A 21,590-nucleotide genomic window follows, 5' to 3' on the forward strand; every position below is an offset into this window, starting at 1 on the left:
ATTTTGGGGGAGCTCTAAGAGCGGTGCCAGGCCCGGGGTGAGGGTTGTATCAGGTGCCGCTCGCGCGCCTAGTCGGCAAAGACCACGGTGCGCTGACCCAGCACAAAGACACGTTTTTCGATGTGATAGCGAATGGCCTTGAACAGCGTGACGCGTTCAATATCCTGACCCTTTTCTACCAGATCCTCCGGATACTGGGCATGATCCACCGGCTGAATACCCTGGGTGATGATCGGCCCTTCATCCAGATCGTTGTTGACGTAATGCGCCGTGGCACCCACCAGCTTGACGCCCTTGGCCCAGGCCTGGTGATAGGGTTTGGCACCCTTGAAGCCCGGCAGCAGGGAATGGTGGATGTTGATGGCCCAGCCATCCAGCTTGCGGCACAGGTCCGGCGACAACACCTGCATGTAGCGCGCCAGTACCACCAGTTCGGTATCGTACTGCTGGATCAGCTTCCATACCTGGGCTTCCTGCTCCGCCTTGGTATCCGGCGTAATGGGCAGGTGGTGGTACGGAATACCGTGCCACTGCGCCAGCGACTCGAGATCCGGGTGATTGGAGATAATCACCGGAATTTCGATGTTCAACTGTCCGGTACGAAAGCGGTACAGCAGGTCATTGAGGCAATGGTCATACTTGGACACCAGGATCGCCACCCGGGGCTTGTGCTCCGGCGTACGCAGCTGCCATTCCATGTCAAAACCCGCGGCCCGTTCAGCAAAGGCTGCATTGAAAGCCGCTTCACTGAAGTTGTCGTCCTGGGGACGGAACTCCACACGAATGCAGAAACGTTCCAGTTCGCGGTCGTCGAAGGACTGCATCTCCAGCACGTAGTTGCGGGTTTCGGCCATGAACCGGGTCACCACATCAACGGTACCCAGACGGCTCGGACAGTGCGCCGTGAAGATCCACGGTTTCAATATTGCTGTCATCTCAAGTCCTCGTTAGCCGCAGCCCGAGCAATGCGTCCGGACTGCGGTTTCCTCGGGTATCAGGCTTGCGCCTTTTCCCTTGCTCCTTGAACCTTTCCCCTTGCCACTCAGTCTTTAACGACCAGTCCGAACTCGGCGCAGGCATCCTGCAACCAGAGCCAGAGGTAATCGGCAAAACTGCGACGAATCACCAGCTCCCAGCTTTGCTCGCCGGTGCGACGGATCACCGCCTGGCTCTTGGCGAAGACCGTGGTAACGACCTTGCCCACCGGGAAGTTACGGTCATGCACGTCGTAGGGTGTGGACTTCTTCAGCACAGCCCGCGCATCGGCACCGGAGAGTTCCAGCACGGTCTGGCCACCGCTGACATTGACGATGGCGATATGGCCGCTCATCGCTTCACGCAAGCGGTTTTCCAGCTCGAATGCCTCCAGGCCCGGCAGAATCACCAGCCACTCGTCCGGTGCGATCCAGCGTACCGACAGCGTCCCGGCTTCGGCCGAGGTCAGCGGCTGGGTCGGCAGATCAACCCCCAGTACAGCCCGGGCACCGGCCAGAAAGGCGGCGTTATCCTGGCTGCCGCGGATCACCAGGTGACCCAGCAGCTTGTGTTCCTGCAGCGTGACGCCGCCAGTCTTGGGACCTTGCTTGGCAACCGTGGCGAGATCCGCATGGAACAGCGGCGACTCGGCACGGATGCTCGGAGCGGCCAGCTGGTCCATCAGGGCGACAGTTGCCACGCTTGAGGCAGAGGCGGACTCTGCGGCGGCCGGCTTGGTTGGTGCAATGATGTCAGACATTTTGACGCTCCCCCTTGGGATCCAGGAACACCGGGTTGCAGATTTCGGCTTCGATCACGCGGCCATCGGCCAGCGGGTAGTACACGGTTTCGCCCATGCGGTTGTGACCGTTGCGGACAAAGCCCATGGCCACGGAATGACCGAGGTTGGCGCTGTAGTAGCTCGAGGTCACGTGGCCCAGCATGGTCATCGGGATCGGCTGCTTGGGGTCATTGACCGCCTGGGCGCCTTCGGGAATCACCACCTTGGGATCACGGGTTTTCAGGCCCACCAGCTGCTTGCGATCGGCACGCACGCAGTCCTCGCGCGCCATACCACGCTTGCCGATGTAGCTGAACGGCTTGGCGTTGGATACACACCAGCTCATGCCCAGGTCAATCGGGGTCACGGAACCGTCGGTATCCTGGCCGGCAATGATAAAGCCTTTCTCGGCACGCAGTACGTGCATGGTTTCGGTGCCGTAGGGCGTCAGGTTGTACTTGGCGCCGTGCTCGAACAGTTTTTCCCACACATGCAGACCGTAGTTGGCCTGGACGTTGATTTCGTAGGACAGCTCACCGGTGAAGGAAATGCGGAACACCCGTGCAGGCACGCCGGCCACATTGCCCTGACGCCAGTCCATGAACTTGAAGGTATCACGGTCCAGGTCCAGATCGGTCAGCTCACCCAGCAGCTTGCGGGCATTGGGGCCGGAAATCGTCATGGTCGCCCAGTGATCGGTCACGCTGCTGAAGTAGACTTCAAGCTCGGGCCACTCGGTCTGATGGTACAGCTCCAGCCATTCCAGTACGCGCGCGGCGCCGCCGGAGGTGGTGGTCATCAGAAAGTGGTTCTCCGCCAGGCAGGAGGTGACACCGTCATCGAACACCATGCCGTCCTCGCCACACATCAGGCCGTAGCGGCACTTGCCCACCGCGAGCTTGGCCCAGGCGTTGGTGTAGACACGGGCCAGGAACTCACGTGCATCCTTGCCCTGGATATCGATCTTGCCCAGCGTCGAGGCATCGAGGATACCCACGCTTTCACGGGTGGCCTTGCACTCGCGATCCAGCGCCTGCTGCATGGACTCGCCACCCTGGGGGAAGTACCAGGGGCGCTTCCACTGGCCCACGTCCTCGAACAGTGCACCGTTGGCGACATGCCACTTGTGCATGGCGCTGAAACGGTTGACGTCGAACAACGCGCCACAGTCACGCCCCGCCACGGCACCAAAGGTCACCGGGGTGTAGTTGGGACGGAAGATGGTGGTGCCGGTCTGGGGAATCGTCTGGTTCAGCGACTTGGCCGCCACGGCCATGCCGTTGATGTTACCCAGCTTGCCCTGGTCGGTACCAAAGCCCATGGCGGTGTAGCGCTTGACGTGCTCGATGGACTCAAAGCCCTCGCGCGTCGCCAGCTCGATACCCGCCGCGGTAACGTCGTTCTGGTAATCCACGAACTGTTTCGGCGCCCGCGAGGTCGGCTTGGTGTGCGGGATATGGAACAGCGCCATGGGTTTGCCTTCACGCACCTCTTCGGCCAGCGGCAGGGCAATGCCCTTGGCGGCATCGCCAAAGCCCGCGGCTTCACAGGCGGCTGCACCGGCCCGCGCGCCTTCTTCCAGTACCGCCTTGAGGCTGTAGGTACCGTTAATACCACCGGCACAGTGCTGCTTCTGCACGGTCTTGCCGGGCACAAAGCCAATCACATCATCGCGCCATTCGGGGCGGCTGCCGGTATGGCAGGAGAGGTGGATAACCGGGCTCCAGCCACCGGAGCTGGCAACAGTATCGCAGCTCAGGCGCTCGGCCGAGCCTGTCAGCGCGTCGCCAGCCGCATTCAGCGGAGCGATGGAGACACCGCTTACGCGCTTGCTGCCCTGCACTTCAATGACGCCATGACCGGCAATGATCTTGATGCCGCGGGACTTGGCCGCTTCGATACGGTCGCCCTTGGGGTTCTGACGCGTATCGACAATGGCCACGACCTTGCGACCGGCATCGGCCCAGTCCAGCGCCGCCTGGTAAGCGTGGTCGTTGGTGGTCATGAGCACCAGCTCTTTGCCCGGTACCACCGCGTAACGGTTGATGTAGGTAGACACGGCGGCGGCCTGCATGCAGCCCGGCACGTCGTTGTTGCCGAATACCAGCGGACGCTCGTGGGCGCCGGTGGCCAGCACAACCTGGTTGGCACGCACGCGGTGCATGCGCTGACGCACCTGCCCTGCCGGCGCACTGTCACCCAGGTGATCGGTGCAACGCTCATGGATGGTGAGGAAGTTGTGGTCGTGGTAGCCGTTCACGGTGGAACGGGGCAGCAACAGCACCTCGGGGTGAGACTTCAGCTCTGCAACCACGGTGGCAACCCACTCGGCCGCCGGACGGCCATTGAGGGTTTCACGGGTATCCAGCAGGCAACCGCCAAACTCGCTCTGTTCGTCCGCCAGGATTACGCGGGCGCCGCTGCGCGCTGCAACCAGGGCCGCCGCCAGACCCGCAGGGCCGGCACCGACGATCACCAGGTCGCAATGGTGGTTTACCTTGTCGTACATATCCGGGTCACGCTCGGTGGACGAGCGCCCCAGGCCCGCGGCCTTGCGGATAAACTTCTCGTAGGTTTCCCACAGGGACTGCGGGTACATGAAGGTCTTGTAGTAGAAACCCGGCGGCATCATGCGCCCGCCAACCTTGCCGACATAGCTCATCAGGTCGAGGTCGGCATTGGGCCAGCCATTGGTCGCGCTGCACACCAGGCCGTTGAACAGGCTCTGCTGGGTCGCACGCACGTTGGGCACCTGGGTCGCTTCGGTCGCACCGACCTGCAGCACCGCATTGGGCTCTTCGGCACCGGCGGCGATGATGCCGCGCGGACGGCTGTACTTGAAGCTGCGTCCGACAATATCCACGCCATTGGCCAGCAGGGCCGAGGCGACGGTATCACCTTCAAAACCGGGGTACTGGCGACCGTTGTAGCTGAAGCTCAGTGCTTTGGCACGGTCAAGGCGTCCACCGGAGGCGAGACGATTTTTCTGGCTCATAATGTCCGCTCCTTAGCTGGCGGCGACCACGGAAGGCCGCTCCCCGACTTTGTAGACTTCTTTGATTTCGTAGGTCACGGTGTCGCGCGTCATGTTGAAGAACTTGCGACAGCCGGTGGCATGGATCCAGAGTTCATGGTGCAGACCACGGGGGTTCTTGCGCATGTACAGATACTCGCCCCACTCCTCGTCGCTGCAGTTGTCCGGATCCAGCGGACGGGCCAGGTGCGCCTCGCCCTTGGCATGAAACTCTTCTTCTTCGCGGTGTTCGCCACAGTGCGGGCAGTAGATATAAAACATTATGCAAACTCCCGTTAGTGTGCGACGCCGGCAGCGCCGTGTTCGTCGATGAGCGAGCCGTTGTGGAAACGGAACATGGAGAACGGCTTGGCCAGCGGATGGGCTTCGCCCTTCGCCAGGGTAGCCGCAAAGACATTGCCGGACCCCGGAGTGGCCTTGAAGCCGCCAGTACCCCAACCGCAGTTGAAGAACAGGTTTTCTACCGGCGTATCGGAAATGATCGGACAGGCATCCGGGCAGGTATCGACGATGCCGCCCCACTGACGGTTCATGCGCACACGGCTGAACATCGGGAACAACTCGATAATGGCCGCCACCGTGTGTTCGATGGTCGGGTAGGAACCGCGCTGGCCGTAACCGTTGTAGCCATCGATGCCGGCGCCGATTACCAGGTCGCCCTTGTCGGACTGGCTGACGTAGCCGTGTACATGGTTGGACATGACCACGGTGTCCAGGATCGGCTTGATCGGCTCGGATACCAGCGCCTGCAGCGGGTGGCTTTCCAGCGGCAGGCTGAAACCGGCCATGCCGGCCAGCACGCTGGAGTTGCCGGCAACGACGCAACCTACGCGATCACCGCTGATCACGCCGTGACGGTTGGTGTTGACACCAGTAATGGCGCCATCTTCGATCACCATGTCGATGACTTCGGTCTGCTGAATCAGGTCCACACCCAGGGCGTCTGCGGCACGGGCAAAGCCCCAGGCCACGGCGTCATGACGGGCAACACCGGCGCGCGGCTGCCAGGAGGCACCCATCACCGGGTAGCGGGTATTGGCGGAGCAGTCCATGATCGGCACGATTTCCTGCACGCCCTTGGCGTCCAGTACTTCACCGTCAATGCCGTTCAGGCGGTTGGCGTTGACGCGGCGTTCGATATCACGCATGTCCTGCAGCGTATGACCCAGGTTGAGCACACCGCGCTGGGAGAACATGACGTTGTAGTTCAGGTCCTGGGACAGGCCTTCCCACAGTTTCATGGCGTGCTCGTACAGGTGCGCCGCCTCGTCCCACAGGTAGTTGGACCGCACGATGGTGGTGTTACGGGCCGTGTTGCCGCCGCCCAGGTAACCCTTCTCGATCACCGCCACGTTGGTGATGCCGTGTTCCTTGGCCAGGTAATAGGCAGTTGCCAGGCCGTGTCCGCCGCCGCCGACGATGATGACATCGTACTTTTTCTTCGGCGTCGGATTGCGCCATACGCGCTGCCAGTTTTCATGGTAATTCAGGGCATGTTTCAACAGCCCGAAACCGGAATAATGCTGCATAGTGCCAGCTCCCCCTCAACTCCCGCTCAACCGGGAAAAATCATGCATGTGTAACGCTAAAGCCGGGCACCGGCTGGTGCCCGCGACGAATCAGGCTTAGCGGTACGCCGGAAAGTCCGCACAGAGGGCGTGGACCTTGTCTTTTACAGCAGCAATGGCAGCGTCGGCATCACCGGCCTGCATGGCATCCAGGATGTCAGCGATCCAGCCGGCCAGGGCTTCGCACTGCGCTTCCTTGAAGCCGCGGGTGGTGATCACCGGCGAGCCGATGCGCAGGCCCGAAGTCACGAAGGGCGACTGCGGATCGTTGGGCACGGCGTTCTTGTTGACGGTGATGGAGGCACGGCCCAGGGCAGCGTCCGCATCCTTGCCGGTCAGGCCCTGCTTGATCAGGCTGAGCAGGAACAGGTGGTTCTCGGTGCCGCCGGAGACCACATCGTAGCCACGGTCGATAAACACCTGGGCCAGTACCTTGGCGTTCTTGACCACTTGGGTCTGGTATTCCTTGAACTCGGGCTGCAGCGCTTCCTTGAACGCAACCGCCTTGGCAGCGATAACGTGCATCAGCGGGCCGCCCTGGCCGCCCGGGAATACCGCGGAGTTCAGCTTCTTCTCAATATCGGCGTTAGCCTTGGCCAGGATCAGGCCGCCACGGGGGCCGCGCAGCGTCTTGTGCGTGGTGGTGGTCACGACGTCGGCAAAGGGTACCGGGTTGGGGTACTGGCCAGCGGCGATCAGGCCGGCAACGTGGGCCATGTCGACGAACAGGAAGGCACCCACTTCATCGGCGATTTCGCGGAAACGCGCCCAGTCAACCACCTGGGAATAGGCGGAGAATCCGGCCACGATCATCTTCGGCTTGTGCTCGCGGGCCAGGCTGGCCACCTGGTCGTAATCGATCTCGCCGTTCTCGGTCAGGCCGTACTGCACGGCGTTGTAGATCTTGCCGGAGAAGTTGACGTGGGAACCGTGGGTCAGGTGACCACCGTGGGCCAGGCTCATGCCCAGCACGGTATCGCCGGGGGCGCACAGCGCCATGTAGACGGCGGCGTTGGCCTGGGAGCCGGAGTGCGGCTGCACGTTGGCGTAATCGGCCCCGAACAGTTCCCTGGCGCGGTCGATGGCCAGCTGCTCGACCACGTCGACGTATTCACAGCCGCCGTAGTAGCGCTTGCCCGGGTAGCCTTCGGCATACTTGTTGGTCAGCTGCGAGCCCTGAGCCTGCATCACCAGCGGGCTGGTGTAGTTTTCGGAGGCGATCAGTTCGATATGATCTTCCTGACGCTGAACCTCGGCGGTCATGGCCGCCCACAGGTCTGCATCGAAATTCTGAATCAGGTCGTTATTGTTAAACATTAAAAATCTCCTCGCCAGGACAATCAGCCGGGAATTGGATCACAAGGTTTTAACGGTACGCAGCGCGCACCAGGATTCAGGTCAACAGCTTCACCGCCACAGCAGTGAATGTTGGTATCAGGACAGGCAGCTCCCCCACAGAACAACGCGTCATGGAACCGATAGTAGCCCTCTACCCCAAAGCGGAAGTGTTCAGTGGCGCCCTGATGATATTCATTTACGACACCGACCGGTGTCGCTGTCGCACAGAAGCAGACTTTTGCGGCAAACAGACAGCTTGCGAACGGGCAAGGAGCAGTAGCAAGGGAAAAGGGACAGGGACTAGCTGTTGAGCCGCCGGGTCAGGAGCTGACGCCGGCGCTACCCGGCAGCACAGCGGCCTGGCGCCGCGCCAGAACGCCGCTGGCCAGCAAGACCCCCAGCATGATCAGGCTGACGCCCCCCAGCGTCGACACCGGCAGCGTCTCCCCCAGAACCGGGATGGCGGCCAGCGCGGCCAGCGCCGGTGTAAAGGAGCCCAGGGCCGCCGTTTTTTCAGCCCCCAGCTGCCGGATCGCGACACCGTAGCTGAAACCGCCGACAATGCCGGCACCCAGCCCCTGGGTCAGCAGGTAGGGCCAGAGTTCGGCCCAGCGCACGGACAGCAACGTCGATTCCACCAGCCCAAGCCCCATCAACAACAACAGTCCCAGGGAGGACAGGCTGCACAGCAGCGCCGTGGCCGGCAGGGCGCCAATCCCCAGCACACGCAGACCCAGGGTATAAAACGCCCATAACAGGCTGGCACCGAGGAACGCCAGATGGCCGCGCCAGTAACCGCTGTGCGTCTCCAGCAGACCGTTGCCCAGCAACAGCAGTACGCCGCCCAGAATCACCAGCAGCCCCAGCAAGCGTCGGCGCGGCAACGGCTCGCCGAACAGCAGCACCGCCAGCCCGGTTACAAAGAGCGGTGCCGTGCCCGGCACCAGGGCGCCGGCATGGGCCACCGGCGCCAGGCTGCTGCCCCAGGAAAGAAGATAAAAGAAAGGCAGGCCACCGAGCAGCAGCATCAGGCCGTGACCCGGGCGAATCCGGCCAATGCCCGCGCGGTGCCGAAGCAGCCAGGGCATAAAACAGAGCGCCGGCAAGCCAAAACGCAACAGCGCCAGATCCGTAGGCGTCAGCGGCGACTGGCTCTGGGCGCGCAGGGACAACAGAAAGCCGACCCAGATCAGCAAGGTCACCGCCATGGCCGCCAGCCCCGTCGCATTCACCACCGTTTCGCCGCGATATTGATCCATCTTTGCCTGCCCTGTGCCGGATAAACTGATGACACATTATCCGGCAAACGCAGAAAACGAATCTTGCCACTTCACTTGTATGGGCGGTAAATTTTGGAGAATTATTGCGTGTAAATTCAAAATATTGGCAGTAACAGCCAACAGGAGCCAAAATGCCTGCAAAGCCTGAGCTGGATACCATCGACCGCAAGATACTGCGCGCCCTGCAGCGTGACGGCCGTCTCAGCAACGCCGATATCGCCGACGCCGTCGCCCTGTCACCCTCGCCCTGCCTGCGACGTCTGCGCCGTCTCGAAAGCAGCGACGTGATCCAGGGCTATCGTCTGCAGCTCAATCGCCAGGCCATCGGCCTTGGCATGACCGTGTTCGTGCAGGTCAAACTGCAGGATCACGGCATCGAGTCGGTGGCGGGCTTTGAAGAGGCACTGCTGGGCATGGCGCCGGTCATCAGCGCCCATACGGTATCGGGCTCGGCGGATTACCTGCTGGAAGTCGTGGTCAGCGATCTGCCCGATTACGACCAATGGGTGCGCCAGGTGCAGGCGCTGCGCATGGTGCGGGAAATCGAAAGCAACTTCGCGCTACGTGAAGTGAAGTCCCAGGCTCCCCTGCCGCTGTAGCCTAAGCGGTGGCTGCGGCCTGAAACACGATGTAAAACGAGCACAGCATGGCGCCACCAAAGGCCAGCGAGCGCAATCCTGCAAGGTCGGCGATATAGCACAGGGCATGGGCAATCCTGCAGCCCAGGAACAGCAGCGCCGCCAGCCCCAGCGCGTTCAGGTCGGCGCCGCCTGCGTAGGCAATGAAGCAGGTGGCACTGAAAATCATCAGCGCTTCCCAGGCGTTGGCCTGAGCCGCGCTCACACGGGCACCCACTCCCTCAAGCCGGGCTTTCTGCTGGCGCGGGTTGTGATTGTCAAAGCGCTCAAACTGGCGCACACGGTAATAGTTTTCCACCCCGGCCAGTACGACAGGTACGACACAAAGGATAAAAAGTACGTATAGAATCACAGGCATGATGGGGCGTTCCTCGCTAACTGCAACTATGTGTGCCTGTACGCTCAACGCCAGCGTTTGTATCAGTCGGGTTGCGAATTCCCCAAAAGCAGCTGTTGCAGTTCGGCCAGGTCAGCCACCACCGGGATGCCCTCTGCAAACGGATTGGCGCCCTTGACCACGCCCACAAAAGGCATGCCGTTGTGCTCGGCGGCGATGCAGTCAACTCGCCCGTCACCGACCATCAGACAGCGGGAAGCATCCAGCTGATGGGCATCGAGCAGTTCGGCAATATTGACCTCTTTGTCCACCGGCGTTCCCCGTACCCCGGCAAAATAGCCCGCCATGCCGCGGGCCCTGATCACCTGCACCAGCTCGGTTTCAGGCGTACCGGACACCACAAACAGCGGCACGTCGCGAGCCTTGAGCACGCGCAGCAGGGAATCTGCACCGGTAACTTCAGGCGAGGCAATCACCGCTGCCATACTGCGCTCGGCAAACTGCTGGCACAGGGATGTCAGTGCCGCATCACTGAGCGGCTCATTCAGAAATTCGGCATAGACATGACGCAGCTTGGTGCTGCGCGCCCGTCCCGTGTGATGCAGGAAGAAATCCAGTATCTGGCGTTGCAACAGCGCGTCCCGGTCAGCGAAGAGGGACATGAAGGCCTCAGCCTTGATATCCAGCGATTGCGCCAGTGCATCGTCAAAATCAAAAAAAACCGCCTGCAACTCAGCCGGCACCGGTATTGCACGCACCGTAACCGAGTCGTTCATTTCCATAGCTGCCATCTGTAATACTCGCGAAGGACAGGTTGCTGCCTGGCGCACCCATAAAAAAGGCTCCACGGGGGAGCCTTTACAATATCGCCTTTAACATGCGGGGAGGACCAGAATCAGAATTTCAGGTCTTCTGTTTCGCTGGCGGGTTCTTGAGCTTCAGCCTTGGGCTTGGGTTTGACCAGCAGTTTTTCGCGAATGGCAGTTTCGATTTCCGTCGCGATCTCGCTGTGCTCTTCGAGATACTTGGCCGCATTGGCCTTGCCCTGGCCGATCTTGTCGCCCTTGTAGGCATACCAGGCACCGGCCTTGTCCACCAGCCCCTGCTGCACGCCCAGGTCAATCACCTCGCCCATGCGGTAGATGCCCTGACCGTAAAGAATCTGGAACTCGGCCTGGCGGAACGGCGGCGCCACCTTGTTCTTGACGACCTTGACGCGGGTTTCGTTGCCGACCACCTCGTCACCCTGCTTCACCGCACCAATACGACGGATATCCAGACGTACGGAGGCATAGAATTTCAGCGCATTACCACCGGTGGTGGTTTCCGGCGAGCCGAACATGACCCCGATCTTCATGCGGATCTGGTTGATGAAGATCATCATGCAGTTGGTGTTCTTGATGTTGCCGGTCAGCTTGCGCAGTGCCTGGGACATCAGACGTGCCTGCAGGCCAACGTGGGAATCACCCATTTCGCCTTCGATTTCAGCCTTGGGGGTAAGTGCCGCCACCGAGTCAATTACGATCATGTCGACAGCAGCTGAACGCACCAGCATGTCGGCAATTTCCAGCGCCTGCTCACCGGTATCCGGTTGAGACATCAGCAGATTATCGACATCCACGCCCAGTTTTTCGGCGTAGATTGGGTCCAGTGCGTGCTCGGCATCGATAAAGGCACAGGTCTTGCCCTGACGCTGTGCCTGGGCAATCGACTGCAAAGTCAGGGTGGTTTTACCGGAAGACTCCGGGCCGTAGATCTCAATGATACGCCCGTAGGGCAGTCCACCAATGCCCAGTGCAATGTCCAGCCCCAGGGAGCCGGTGGACACGGCAGGAATGGCTTCGCGCGGCTGATCGCCCATGCGCATGACCGCACCCTTGCCGAACTGACGTTCAATCTGACCCAGTGCCGCGTCGAGCGCTTTCTTTCTGTTCGCGTCCATTTTCCACCCCTTGCGCTTAGTCGAATACAGTCCCCGAATGCCTGACTGGATACTGTATGTTTGGACAGTATTATTCCAGAACGCTTTCGGAATGCAACCACTTTGAGTGCTTTTTATACTGCCTGCAGCTGATGTCAGTTAATCCTTTTCCAGCTGGCTCAACAGGCCTTGCAGGGCAATTTCCACCGCCTGGCGCCGCACCGTCGCCCGGTCACCCGCCAGCCGGTGGCACTGCGCCTCGGTGCCCCTGCCCTCGCAGGCCCAGCCGAACCAGACCGTACCCACGGGCTTGAGCTCTGTGCCGCCACCGGGCCCCGCGATACCACTGATAGAGACGGCAAGCTGCGCGCCGCTCTGGCTCCGCGCCCCTTCCGCCATGGCCCGTACCACTGCCTCGCTGACGGCCCCGTCCCGCTCGATCAGTTCCCCCGAGACGCCGAGCATGCGGGATTTGGCAGCATTGGAGTAGGTCACGAAACCGCCATCAAACCAGCCGGAACTGCCGGCCAGTGCCGTCAGCTCCTGCGCCACCCAGCCGCCGGTGCAGGACTCCGCCGTGACCAGCACCCAGTTGCGCGCCAGCGCGCGCGTTGCGATCTGTTCTACCCAGTGCTGCATCAGCGTCACTCCAATAAACCCGTCAGGAAACCGAGGCCCGATTATCCCCTTCGATAACTGACGCGGCAATCCGCGACCACGCAAACAGCAGGCAGAATCGAAAGTGGCAAGCTGAACCGGGGACTGGTTGCACGACAGGTATCAGGCCTCGTAGCCTGTAAAGAGGCGCTCGATTACCTTTTCAATCGCGGCATCCCCACCGCCACAGGCGCGGTAACTGCGCAGGCCCATAAACTGAATCTGCAGATAACGCGCCAGTTCGACCACAGGCGTGCTTTCAATCAGCGTGCCACGCTGGCGGTCGTCTTCCAGCAGGCGGGTAAACAGCTGCTCCAGGCGCTGCAGGTGAAGCCCGGCATGCTCATACAGCTCATCCTGCTTGCCATCGAGCTCCATGCGCGCCTTGACCAGCATGCAGGTTTCAGCGCTGGCCGCCTGCGAAGCATCGAACAGTGCCTGGCGCACAAAAGCCTTGAAGCCGGCAACAAAGGAGCCCTGTCGCTCAACCTGCGCCAGTAACTCGCCAGCCATCGTGGCGGCATAGCAGTCCAGCGCTTCCCGGTAGAGCCCGGCCTTGTTGCCGAACGCGGCATAGATACTGCCGGGATGCATGTTGACCGCCTGCTGCAGATCCCGTGTCGAAGTACCGCCAAAGCCCTTCTGCCAGAAAAGCGCCATGGCGCTTCTGACCACAGTGTCACGATCAAATTTGGCGATATGAACCATTTGCATCACCCGCAATCGAATAGGCGATCAGTATATCTCGAGTGTTTGCAGCGCTGCAAAATCGGCACTGCGGTACTGCGCAGTGGAAAACCCGCGAGCGGGCACTGCATTGACTTAACCTCGGCGCTCACCTTTTAAAATTCACTGTCGCCGCACCGGGCCGACAGATCCATGCGCCTATCCAGCAACAGGAAAACACCATGTACAAAGCGCTGTTTTTATTGCTCCTGAGCCTGTTTACGACGCAGTACAGCGCCGCCAGTTTCGATCACAGTGACTGGGATCGGCTGCTCAAAACCCATGTGCTCGAACTGCAGAACGGGCGCGCCACGCAGCTCGACTACACGGCCGTGACACAGCAGCGGCCACAGCTTTCTGCTTACCTGGCACGCCTGTCGGATGTGCAGCAACCACAGTTTGACGCCTGGACCAAAGATGATCAGCTGGCCTTTCTGATCAATGCCTACAACGCCTGGACGGTCGAACTGATACTCGGTGCCTATCCCGACCTGGCGTCGATCAAGGAACTGGGCAGTCTGTTTCAGTCGCCCTGGAAAAAGGCCTTTGTGCCCTTACTCGGCGAGCAGCGGTCGCTGGACAACATTGAGCACGACCTTATTCGCGGCTCCCGCCGCTATCGGGACCCGCGCATTCACTTTGCCGTCAACTGCGCCAGCATCGGTTGCCCTGCGCTCAGAGCCGAAGCCTACAGTGGCAGCGCGCTAGAGCAGCAACTGGAACAGCAGACACGGCTGTTTTTACAGGACAGGAGTCGCAACCGCAGCACAGGACAGCGACTAGAGCTGTCGTCCATCTTCAAATGGTACGCAGAAGACTTTAGCGCCGGCTGGCGTGGTGCTGAATCCCTGGAGCAATTCCTGACACTCTATGCCGATGCACTGGGCTTGAACGAAACCCAGCTTCAGCACCTGCGCGCAGGTAACACCGATATCGACTTTCTGGACTACGACTGGAACCTGAACGATATTCAGCGCTGAGCATCTTTTAGCCTGGCAGGCTGGTACCCTTGTAAAAATGATCCAGCCCCGCCTGCGCGCACGCCATATCCTGCAGAGGATGTTTCTACGACTGGCCTGGCAACGTACGGGAACTGCAGAACATGATTGAACGCCTGGTCGTCACAGCCCCCGATACACTTATCCGCACCGACTCCCTGCCGGCAACCTTGCGGGCTGTCGACACCCAGGGACAGGAAGCAGACTCGGACCTGAAAACACTCACCGCACGTTTTGAACACAAGCTGGTGCGCGAAGCGGTGGAGCGTTTCGGCAATACCAGGGCCGCAGCCGCGCATTTGAAGATAAGCCAGTCCTCGGTGGTGCGCCGGCTGCAGAAAAGCGAGCCGCCCCAGCAATAACGCCCGCAATGGCAACATTGCCCCAATCCCCTGCCTATATTCTGGAGGGTGCTATCGATCCGCCAGGTGTATCGATAGCACTCTTGATCACGGAGCCCGAAGTCCGGCGTCCTCGACGCATCGCCAGGTGCAAGCAAAGCCAGGCACGACACCCACCGGTCAAAGACACGCCTGCGCACGCACCCGATAACTGAATCCCGGGTGCGCTTCGAATCAGGCGCCGAATCACGTAAAATGCGTGACCCATCGTTCTTCCAGCAACTCAGGCCATGCCTGAGGGTTCAACCCAGGCCACGACTATCCCCATGAGCATTCAGCCCGGCAATCTCGATCAGCACACACCCATGATGCAGCAGTACCTTCGCCTGAAGGCCGATCATCCCGACCAGCTGCTGTTTTACCGTATGGGCGATTTTTACGAGCTGTTCCACGATGATGCCCGCAAAGCATCGGAGTTGCTGGGCATTTCCCTGACCGCCCGGGGCAAGTCCGGCGGCAATCCAATTCCCATGGCGGGTATTCCGTTCCACGCCGCCGACGGCTATATCGCCAAGATCGTGCGGGCCGGCGAGTCGGTGGCCATCTGCGAACAGGTCGGGGACCCGGCCACCACCAAGGGGCCGGTGGAGCGCAAGGTCATGCGCATCGTCACCCCAGGCACCCTGACCGACGAATCGCTGCTGGACGAGCACCGGGATAACCTGATCGTGGCGCTGGAGCAGCGCGAATCCGAGATTGGCCTTGCAATTCTGGACATGAGCGCGGGACGCTTCAGCCTGATGCAGGTCGGCGATGACAACAGCCTGCAGGCGGAGCTCGAGCGCCTCAAGCCCGCCGAGGTGCTGTATAACGAAGAGAGCCCGCTGGCGACCCTGCTGGAAAAGCGCCCCGGCCAGCGCCCCCAGGCTGCGTGGAATTTTGAACTGGATACGGCCGAGCGCCTGCTGTGCCAGCAGTTCAACACCCATGACCTGTCCGGCTTCGGCTGCGACCACCTGCCGGTCGCCCTGGCCGCCGCGGGCTGCCTGCTGCAATACGCCCGCGACACCCAGCGCGGTGCCCTGCCCCATATCCGTCGTATCCAGGTGGAGCAGCAAAACGACAGCGTGCTGCTGGACGCCGCCACAAGGCGCAATCTCGAGATCGACCTGAACCTGGCGGGCGGACGCGAGAACACCCTGGCGGCGGTTATGGATCAGGCTCGCACCCCCATGGGCAGCCGCATGCTGCGACGCTGGCTGAATCGTCCGCTGCGCTGTCGCAACACCCTGCTGGCGCGCCAGCAATCCATCCAGTGGTTGCAACAGGATTACCGTTACGAGGATATAGGCCCGCAGCTCAAGCAGATTGGCGATATCGAACGCATCCTGTCACGCATCGCCCTGCGCTCGGCCCGCCCGCGGGACCTGGAGCGGCTCAAGCACGCCCTGGCCATGCTGCCGGGCCTGCAACAGCAAATCCGCACCGACGACTGTGTCCACATCACGGAGCTGGGGCTGCAGATCAGCGAATTCCCGCAGCTGGCCGAGCTGCTGCAAGGTGCCATCATCGACAACCCTCCGGTGGTGATCCGTGACGGCGGCGTCATCGCCGAAGGCTACGACAGCGAGCTGGATGAACTGCGTGCCATCAGCGAGAACGCCGGCGACTACCTGGTACAGATCGAGACCCGGGAGCGGGAAGCCACCGGTATCAGCACGCTCAAGGTCGGCTACAACCGGGTACACGGCTACTTTATCGAAACGTCCAAGGCCCAGGCCAAGGATGTGCCGGTGGACTATATCCGCCGCCAGACCCTGAAAAACGCCGAACGCTTTATCACCCCGGAGCTCAAAGAGTTCGAGGACAAGGCCCTGAGCGCCAAGAGCCGTGCGCTGGCGCGGGAAAAGGGACTTTACGAGGAATTGATCGAAACCCTGGCCGCACAGCTGGCCCCGCTGCAGGACTCGGCCGCCGCCATTGCCGAACTCGATGTACTGACCAACCTGGCCGAGCGTGCCCTGAGCCTGAACTTCTGCGCGCCGCAACTGGTGGAAGAGCCGGGTCTGCACATTGAAGGTGGCCGCCACCCGGTGGTGGAAGCGGTAATGGACGATCCTTTCGTCGCCAACGACCTGCAGCTGAATCCCGAACGCCGCATGCTGATCATCACCGGCCCCAACATGGGCGGTAAATCCACCTATATGCGCCAGGCTGCACTGATCACGCTACTGGCCCATATCGGCAGCTATGTGCCGGCGGTATCGGCGCGCATCGGCATCGTCGATCGCATCTTTACCCGCATGGGCTCCTCGGATGACCTGGCGGGCGGGCGCTCCACCTTTATGGTCGAGATGACCGAAACGGCCAACATTCTACACAATGCCACACACCAGAGCCTGGTGCTGATGGACGAAGTGGGCCGGGGCACCAGCACCTTCGATGGCCTCTCGCTGGCCTGGGCCTGCGCGCGCCACCTGGCCGGCGAAGTCAAGGCCCTGACGCTGTTTGCGACCCACTACTTCGAACTCACCAGCATGCCGGAACAGTCTGCCGGGGTGTTCAACGTGCACCTGACCGCGGTGGAACACAACGACCATATCGTCTTCATGCACGAGGTGCGCGAAGGCCCGGCCAGCCAGAGTTACGGCCTGCAGGTGGCGCAGCTGGCGGGCATCCCGCGCAAGGTGATTGCACAGGCACGCAATACCCTGATCAGCCTGGAAAAGGACTCACACCAGCTGCAGCAGCGCCAGACCCACAAGAACGCCCCGGTTCAGAACGACATGTTCGCAGCGCCAGCACCCAACCCCGCTGTCGAGCGCCTGCAGACCCTGAATCCGGACGACCTCAGCCCGCGCGAGGCCCTGGAAATGCTCTACCAGCTCAGGACCCTCGCCGGCGCCTGAACCCACCCCCGATGCCGGGCGCAGGGGGTGATCTATACTGTCAGCCACCATCAGACCCATCAGCCACGGGAGGTCGAAGCATGACTTTTGTCGTAACCGAGAACTGTATCAAGTGCAAATACACCGACTGCGTCGAGGTCTGCCCCGTCGACTGCTTTTACGAAGGCCCCAACTTTCTGGTGATACATCCGGATGAGTGCATCGACTGCGGGCTGTGCGAGCCCGAATGCCCCGCCGATGCGATTCTGCAGGATGACGACCTCAGCGATGAGCAGCAGGTCTATGTGGAGCTGAACGCGGATCTGGCGGAAATCTGGCCCAACATATCGCTCAAGAAAGCGGCACCGGACGATGCCGATGACTGGAACGGCAAGCCCGACAAGCTGAAACTGCTGGAGCGCTAACCGCATCCAGGCCTGGTTTCAGACGCAAAAAAGCGGGAATGAAACTGAGTTCATTTCCCGCTTTTTTATGCCCCGGCGCTTTCCGCCTGAAGCCTGGCTCTTGCCCCTTGCCCCTTGCCCCTTCAACCTTGGACCTTGGACCTTGCCCCTTATTTCAGCAGGTCCTCACCGGTCAGGCCGTTCTTCTCGACGATCTCGCGCAGCTTGCGCAGCGCCTCGACCTGTATCTGCCGCACGCGTTCGCGGGTCAGACCAATTTCGCTACCCACCTCTTCCAGCGTACTCATTTCGTAGCCGCGCAGGCCGAAGCGACGCGACAGCACTTCCGCATGCTTGTCGGGCAGTGCATTGAGCCACTTCTCGAGGTTGCCGCTGATATTGGTGCTCTGCAGCAGGCTCGCAGGGTCCGAGTTTTCCTGGTCGGGAATGGTATCGAGCAAGGACTTGTCGTAATCCTTACCTACCGGGATATCGACGGAGCTGATGCGCTCGTTGAGGCCAAGCATCCGTTCCACGGTTTCGACCGGCTTGTCGACCTTGGCGGCAATTTCCTCCGCCGAGGGCTCGTGATCCAGCTTCTGGGCGAGCTCCCGTGCCACCCGCAGATAAACATTGAGCTCCTTGACCACATGAATGGGCAGACGGATGGTACGCGTCTGGTTCATGATGGCGCGCTCGATGGTCTGACGAATCCACCAGGTCGCATAGGTCGAAAAGCGGAAGCCGCGCTCGGGATCGAACTTTTCCACCGCCCGGATCAGCCCTAGGTTGCCTTCCTCAATCAGATCCAGCAAGGAGAGGCCACGGTTCAGATAACGCCGGGCGATCTTGACCACCAGCCGCAGGTTACTTTCGATCATGCGCTTGCGGGATTTTTCACACCCCTTGAGCGCAAGACGGGAAAAGTAGACCTCTTCCTCCGCCGTCAAAAGTGGCGAGAAGCCGATTTCATTGAGATACAGCTGAGTCGCATCCAGCGACTTGGCATTCATCAGGTCCTTGTGTGCGAGACTTCCACGCCCGCGCCCACTGTTCAGAAATTCGGGTTCCTTGTCGTCACCGCTATCCGCCGACACCTGGGTGTCATTGGTATCCGCGTCGTCGTCGCTGGAATCGTCGCTTTCAAAACCCCGCTCAAAAACGTCTTCAGGCACGTCATAATCCTTGTTATTAACGTTTTCCATACACCCAACCCCACTGCCGGACAGGCACTGATGTTTCTTATTATGTATTAACGCTTGGGCAGATAACGCAACGGATCTACGGGCTGTCCATCCCGTCGTATTTCAAAATGGAGCATATCCCTGGCAGCTCCGCTGCTACCTACCTCGGCTATTTTGTCACCGCCATTAACCATATCATTTTCTTTGACGAATACGCGACTGTTATGCGCATAGGCACTCAGGAACTCCTGATTGTGATTTATGATCACCAGAATGCCGTAGCCACGCAAACCATCGCCGGCATAGACCACCCGTCCGGATCCCGCGGCAACCACCGGGTCACCCGCCTTGCCGGCGATATTGATGCCCTTGGTTGCGGTGCTCGAAAAGCCGTTCAGCAGCGGGCCCTGTGCCGGCCAGCGCCATGTCAGGCGATCTGAAGGCACCGCTGGCGGCTTTATCGGTGCTTTCACGCTCAGGGTCGGCTCAGGCGGTTTAACGGACGCGGGGGCTGTGCTGCTGTTGCCCGCGGTCGTGCCGGCGCCGACGTCCTTGCCCGCCAGAGGCTTGACGACCAGGGGCAGACCAGGCCTCACCGGTGACGTTTTGGTGACAGCCGTAGGCTTTGTCTGCAAACGCAGCGTCTGCCCAACATAGATGAGATAACGGGAATCGATATTGTTGAGGCGGGCCAGCTCCCGGTAATCCAGGCTGTAGCGCCAGGCGATGGAATAGAGGGTATCCCCCTTGCGCACCGTATAGGTACCGGACTCCGGCAAAGGGCGGCTGTTGCTATTGCCGTTGCTACTATTGATGGAACGCTCTGCCACCGGCGCATAGCCGCCGCTACAGGCCGCAAGCCCGAACAGGACAATCAGAACAAGAACGCGCTTTACCACCCCCTGCGCCACGGTCAGCTCCTACCCGCTCACAGCCGGTTTGCCCGGCCAATTCGATCCATCAGCACCACCAGCACGACGCCCAGCAGCATCAGGCCCAGCGCAGCAGCCAGCGACGGATCCTGCCCGGTCAGCATGCGGAAGCTGTCGGGCATGACATTTTCCTGCACCAGCGGCACTTCACCGCCGTGGCGGTTGATTGCATAGGCCGTGGTATATTTCCAGGGCCATACCTTGCCCAGTGACCCCAGCATAAAGCCCCCCAGCAACGCCAGGGTGGTCGCCCGGTGATGGCAAAAGGCCCAGTCCAGCACGCGGGAAAACGCCAGCAGGCCAAGGGCGCAACCGGCGCCAAACAGCCCCAGCGTGGCGAACTCCAGCCCCTGAATGGCCAGCATGATGGGGGTATACATCCCCAGTAGCAGCAGAATGAAACTGCCGGAAATGCCCGGCAAGATCATGGCGCAGATCGCGATCATGCCGCTGAAAAACACGAACAGTGAAGTGGCCTCAAGCGCGGAAGGCGTCACCTGGGTAATGGCATAGGCGACAACGGCGCCTGTCGCAAAAGCCACCAGTACGCTGCTGTGCCACTCGGGCACCGTGCGGCACAGGCTCCACATCGATGCGACGATCAGGCCAAAGAAGAAGGACCAGAGCAACGGTGCCTGGGTCTCCAGCAGGAACAACACCAGGTGCGACAGGCTCAGCAGACTCAGCAGAATACCGCCGAGCAGCACCAGCAAAAAGGTGCCGTTTACATGCCGCCAGGCCGCCATCGGCCCCTGGGTGAACAGCAGGCGCAACGCCGCAATGTCAAAGCTGCGCAGTGAGTGGATAAGTTCTTCGTAAATACCGGTAATGAAGGCGATGGTCCCGCCGGATACACCCGGAACGGCATCAGCCGCTCCCATCAACATTCCCTTTACGGCCAGCAACAGGTATTGGAACCCATTACGCGACTGCTTCATGCTTGCTTCCTTAACGAATAGTGCCACTTACCAGGGGAACGAATTTCACCGCCAGCAATTCCTGAGTTTCAAACTGGGTCTCGCCGGTGCGGCGGATGCGTTTTAGCTTCTGCCCGCCACTCCCCCCGACCGGAATAACCAGCCGGCCACCGACAGCCAGCTGCGCAAGCAGCTCATCGGGAACGCTTTCCGGCGCCGCCGTAACCAGAATGCCATCGAAAGGCGCCTGGGCCGGCCAGCCCATGCCGCCGTCACTGTGACGCAGCTGGGCATTGTGCAGTTTCAGCAGGCTCATGCGCTTGCGGGCTTTTTCCTGCAAGGGCCGGATCCGCTCCAGGCTGTAAACATGCCCCACCAGCGGCGCCAGCACCGCCGTCTGGTAGCCCGAACCCGTGCCCACTTCCAGCACCTTTTCACAGGGACCATCCTCGAGCAGCAGCTCGGTCATGCGCGCCACTATATAGGGCTGGGAAATCGTCTGGTTGAAACCAATGGGCAGCGCCGTATCTTCATAAGCACGGTGCGCCAGGGCTTCATCGATAAAAATGTGCCGCGGCGTGTCCCGAATAACATCCAGCACCGCCTCGTTGGCAATGCCCTGCTCGCGCAGGCGCTGGATCAGGCGTTCGCGGGTCCGCCTGGAGGTCATG

At 60.9% G+C, this 21,590-nt stretch carries 21 protein-coding genes; 5 read left to right on the forward strand and 16 right to left on the reverse strand.

Features of this window, described 5'->3' with window-relative positions; all coding sequences use genetic code 11:
• Positions 1 to 68 precede the first annotated feature (68 nt).
• The 7 genes from purU to KDW95_RS13305 all read right to left on the reverse strand — a co-directional run bounded on the left by purU (position 69) and on the right by KDW95_RS13305 (position 8,955).
• Positions 69 to 935, reverse strand: coding sequence for a formyltetrahydrofolate deformylase (gene purU / locus KDW95_RS13275; RefSeq protein ID WP_255852296.1), 867 nt, complete (start codon positions 933 to 935; stop codon positions 69 to 71).
• A gap of 107 nt (positions 936 to 1,042) precedes the next feature.
• Positions 1,043 to 1,735 (reverse strand): sarcosine oxidase subunit gamma, encoded by a 693-nt coding sequence (locus KDW95_RS13280; RefSeq protein WP_255852297.1) that lies wholly within the window; start codon positions 1,733 to 1,735, stop codon positions 1,043 to 1,045.
• Positions 1,728 to 4,751: a sarcosine oxidase subunit alpha gene (locus KDW95_RS13285; RefSeq protein WP_255852298.1), complete on the reverse strand. Its 3,024-nt coding sequence runs from the start codon at positions 4,749 to 4,751 to the stop codon at positions 1,728 to 1,730. The genes KDW95_RS13280 and KDW95_RS13285 overlap by 8 nt, the downstream gene beginning before the upstream one ends.
• Positions 4,752 to 4,763: 12 nt before the next feature.
• Positions 4,764 to 5,051 (reverse strand): sarcosine oxidase subunit delta, encoded by a 288-nt coding sequence (locus tag KDW95_RS13290; RefSeq protein ID WP_255852299.1) that lies wholly within the window; start codon positions 5,049 to 5,051, stop codon positions 4,764 to 4,766.
• A 14-nt stretch (positions 5,052 to 5,065) separates the two neighbouring features.
• Positions 5,066 to 6,319: a sarcosine oxidase subunit beta family protein gene (locus KDW95_RS13295; protein ID WP_255852300.1), complete on the reverse strand. Its 1,254-nt coding sequence runs from the start codon at positions 6,317 to 6,319 to the stop codon at positions 5,066 to 5,068.
• A 96-nt stretch (positions 6,320 to 6,415) separates the two neighbouring features.
• Positions 6,416 to 7,675, reverse strand: coding sequence for a serine hydroxymethyltransferase (gene glyA / locus KDW95_RS13300; protein ID WP_255852301.1), 1,260 nt, complete (start codon positions 7,673 to 7,675; stop codon positions 6,416 to 6,418).
• Between the two features lie 341 nt (positions 7,676 to 8,016).
• Positions 8,017 to 8,955 carry a DMT family transporter gene (locus tag KDW95_RS13305; RefSeq protein ID WP_255852302.1) on the reverse strand — a complete coding sequence of 313 codons (939 nt, stop codon included), beginning with the start codon at positions 8,953 to 8,955 and terminating at the stop codon, positions 8,017 to 8,019.
• 152 nt (positions 8,956 to 9,107) lie between these two features.
• Between KDW95_RS13305 and KDW95_RS13310 the strand changes: the two genes are divergently transcribed.
• Positions 9,108 to 9,575: an Lrp/AsnC family transcriptional regulator gene (locus KDW95_RS13310; RefSeq protein WP_255852303.1), complete on the forward strand. Its 468-nt coding sequence runs from the start codon at positions 9,108 to 9,110 to the stop codon at positions 9,573 to 9,575.
• A gap of 1 nt (position 9,576) precedes the next feature.
• Here KDW95_RS13310 and KDW95_RS13315 read toward each other — a convergent pair whose 3' ends face one another.
• From KDW95_RS13315 to KDW95_RS13335, 5 genes are all read right to left on the reverse strand, one after another.
• On the reverse strand, positions 9,577 to 9,972 hold the full coding sequence (locus KDW95_RS13315) for an MAPEG family protein (protein ID WP_255852304.1): 396 nt from the start codon (positions 9,970 to 9,972) through the stop codon (positions 9,577 to 9,579).
• Between the two features lie 62 nt (positions 9,973 to 10,034).
• Positions 10,035 to 10,742, reverse strand: a complete 708-nt coding sequence (locus tag KDW95_RS13320; RefSeq protein ID WP_255852305.1) for an HAD family hydrolase — start codon at positions 10,740 to 10,742, stop codon at positions 10,035 to 10,037.
• Between the two features lie 104 nt (positions 10,743 to 10,846).
• Positions 10,847 to 11,893 carry a recombinase RecA gene (recA, locus tag KDW95_RS13325; protein WP_255852306.1) on the reverse strand — a complete coding sequence of 349 codons (1,047 nt, stop codon included), beginning with the start codon at positions 11,891 to 11,893 and terminating at the stop codon, positions 10,847 to 10,849.
• Positions 11,894 to 12,031: 138 nt separating this feature from the next.
• Positions 12,032 to 12,511, reverse strand: coding sequence for a CinA family protein (locus KDW95_RS13330; RefSeq protein WP_255852307.1), 480 nt, complete (start codon positions 12,509 to 12,511; stop codon positions 12,032 to 12,034).
• Positions 12,512 to 12,652: 141 nt separating this feature from the next.
• Positions 12,653 to 13,237 (reverse strand): TetR/AcrR family transcriptional regulator, encoded by a 585-nt coding sequence (locus KDW95_RS13335; protein WP_255852308.1) that lies wholly within the window; start codon positions 13,235 to 13,237, stop codon positions 12,653 to 12,655.
• A 200-nt stretch (positions 13,238 to 13,437) separates the two neighbouring features.
• Here KDW95_RS13335 and KDW95_RS13340 point away from each other — a divergent pair, with 200 nt between their 5' ends.
• The 4 genes from KDW95_RS13340 to fdxA all read left to right on the forward strand — a co-directional run bounded on the left by KDW95_RS13340 (position 13,438) and on the right by fdxA (position 17,907).
• Positions 13,438 to 14,235, forward strand: coding sequence for a DUF547 domain-containing protein (locus tag KDW95_RS13340; RefSeq protein ID WP_255852309.1), 798 nt, complete (start codon positions 13,438 to 13,440; stop codon positions 14,233 to 14,235).
• Positions 14,236 to 14,357: 122 nt separating this feature from the next.
• Complete coding sequence (locus tag KDW95_RS13345; RefSeq protein ID WP_255852310.1) at positions 14,358 to 14,615, forward strand: hypothetical protein; 258 nt, start codon at positions 14,358 to 14,360, stop codon at positions 14,613 to 14,615.
• Between the two features lie 305 nt (positions 14,616 to 14,920).
• The gene (gene mutS / locus KDW95_RS13350; protein ID WP_255852311.1) at positions 14,921 to 17,503 is read left to right on the forward strand and encodes a DNA mismatch repair protein MutS; all 2,583 of its coding nucleotides are present in this window, start codon (positions 14,921 to 14,923) and stop codon (positions 17,501 to 17,503) included.
• An 80-nt stretch (positions 17,504 to 17,583) separates the two neighbouring features.
• The gene (gene fdxA, locus KDW95_RS13355) at positions 17,584 to 17,907 is read left to right on the forward strand and encodes a ferredoxin FdxA (RefSeq protein WP_255852312.1); all 324 of its coding nucleotides are present in this window, start codon (positions 17,584 to 17,586) and stop codon (positions 17,905 to 17,907) included.
• A gap of 149 nt (positions 17,908 to 18,056) precedes the next feature.
• Here fdxA and rpoS read toward each other — a convergent pair whose 3' ends face one another.
• The 4 genes from rpoS to KDW95_RS13375 are packed head-to-tail and all read right to left on the reverse strand — an operon-like array spanning position 18,057 to position 21,589.
• Entirely contained in the window at positions 18,057 to 19,091 is a 1,035-nt protein-coding gene (rpoS, locus tag KDW95_RS13360; protein ID WP_255852313.1) for an RNA polymerase sigma factor RpoS, read from the reverse strand.
• Between the two features lie 47 nt (positions 19,092 to 19,138).
• On the reverse strand, positions 19,139 to 19,981 hold the full coding sequence (locus KDW95_RS13365; RefSeq protein ID WP_255852314.1) for a peptidoglycan DD-metalloendopeptidase family protein: 843 nt from the start codon (positions 19,979 to 19,981) through the stop codon (positions 19,139 to 19,141).
• Between the two features lie 17 nt (positions 19,982 to 19,998).
• Positions 19,999 to 20,940, reverse strand: a complete 942-nt coding sequence (locus tag KDW95_RS13370; protein ID WP_255852315.1) for a DUF368 domain-containing protein — start codon at positions 20,938 to 20,940, stop codon at positions 19,999 to 20,001.
• 10 nt (positions 20,941 to 20,950) lie between these two features.
• Entirely contained in the window at positions 20,951 to 21,589 is a 639-nt protein-coding gene (locus KDW95_RS13375) for a protein-L-isoaspartate(D-aspartate) O-methyltransferase (RefSeq protein WP_255856517.1), read from the reverse strand.
• Position 21,590: the final 1 nt, after the last annotated feature.

It is taken from the genome of Marinobacterium rhizophilum, from assembly GCF_024397915.1.
Taxonomy (GTDB): Bacteria; Pseudomonadota; Gammaproteobacteria; order Pseudomonadales; family Balneatricaceae; genus Marinobacterium_A; species Marinobacterium_A rhizophilum_A.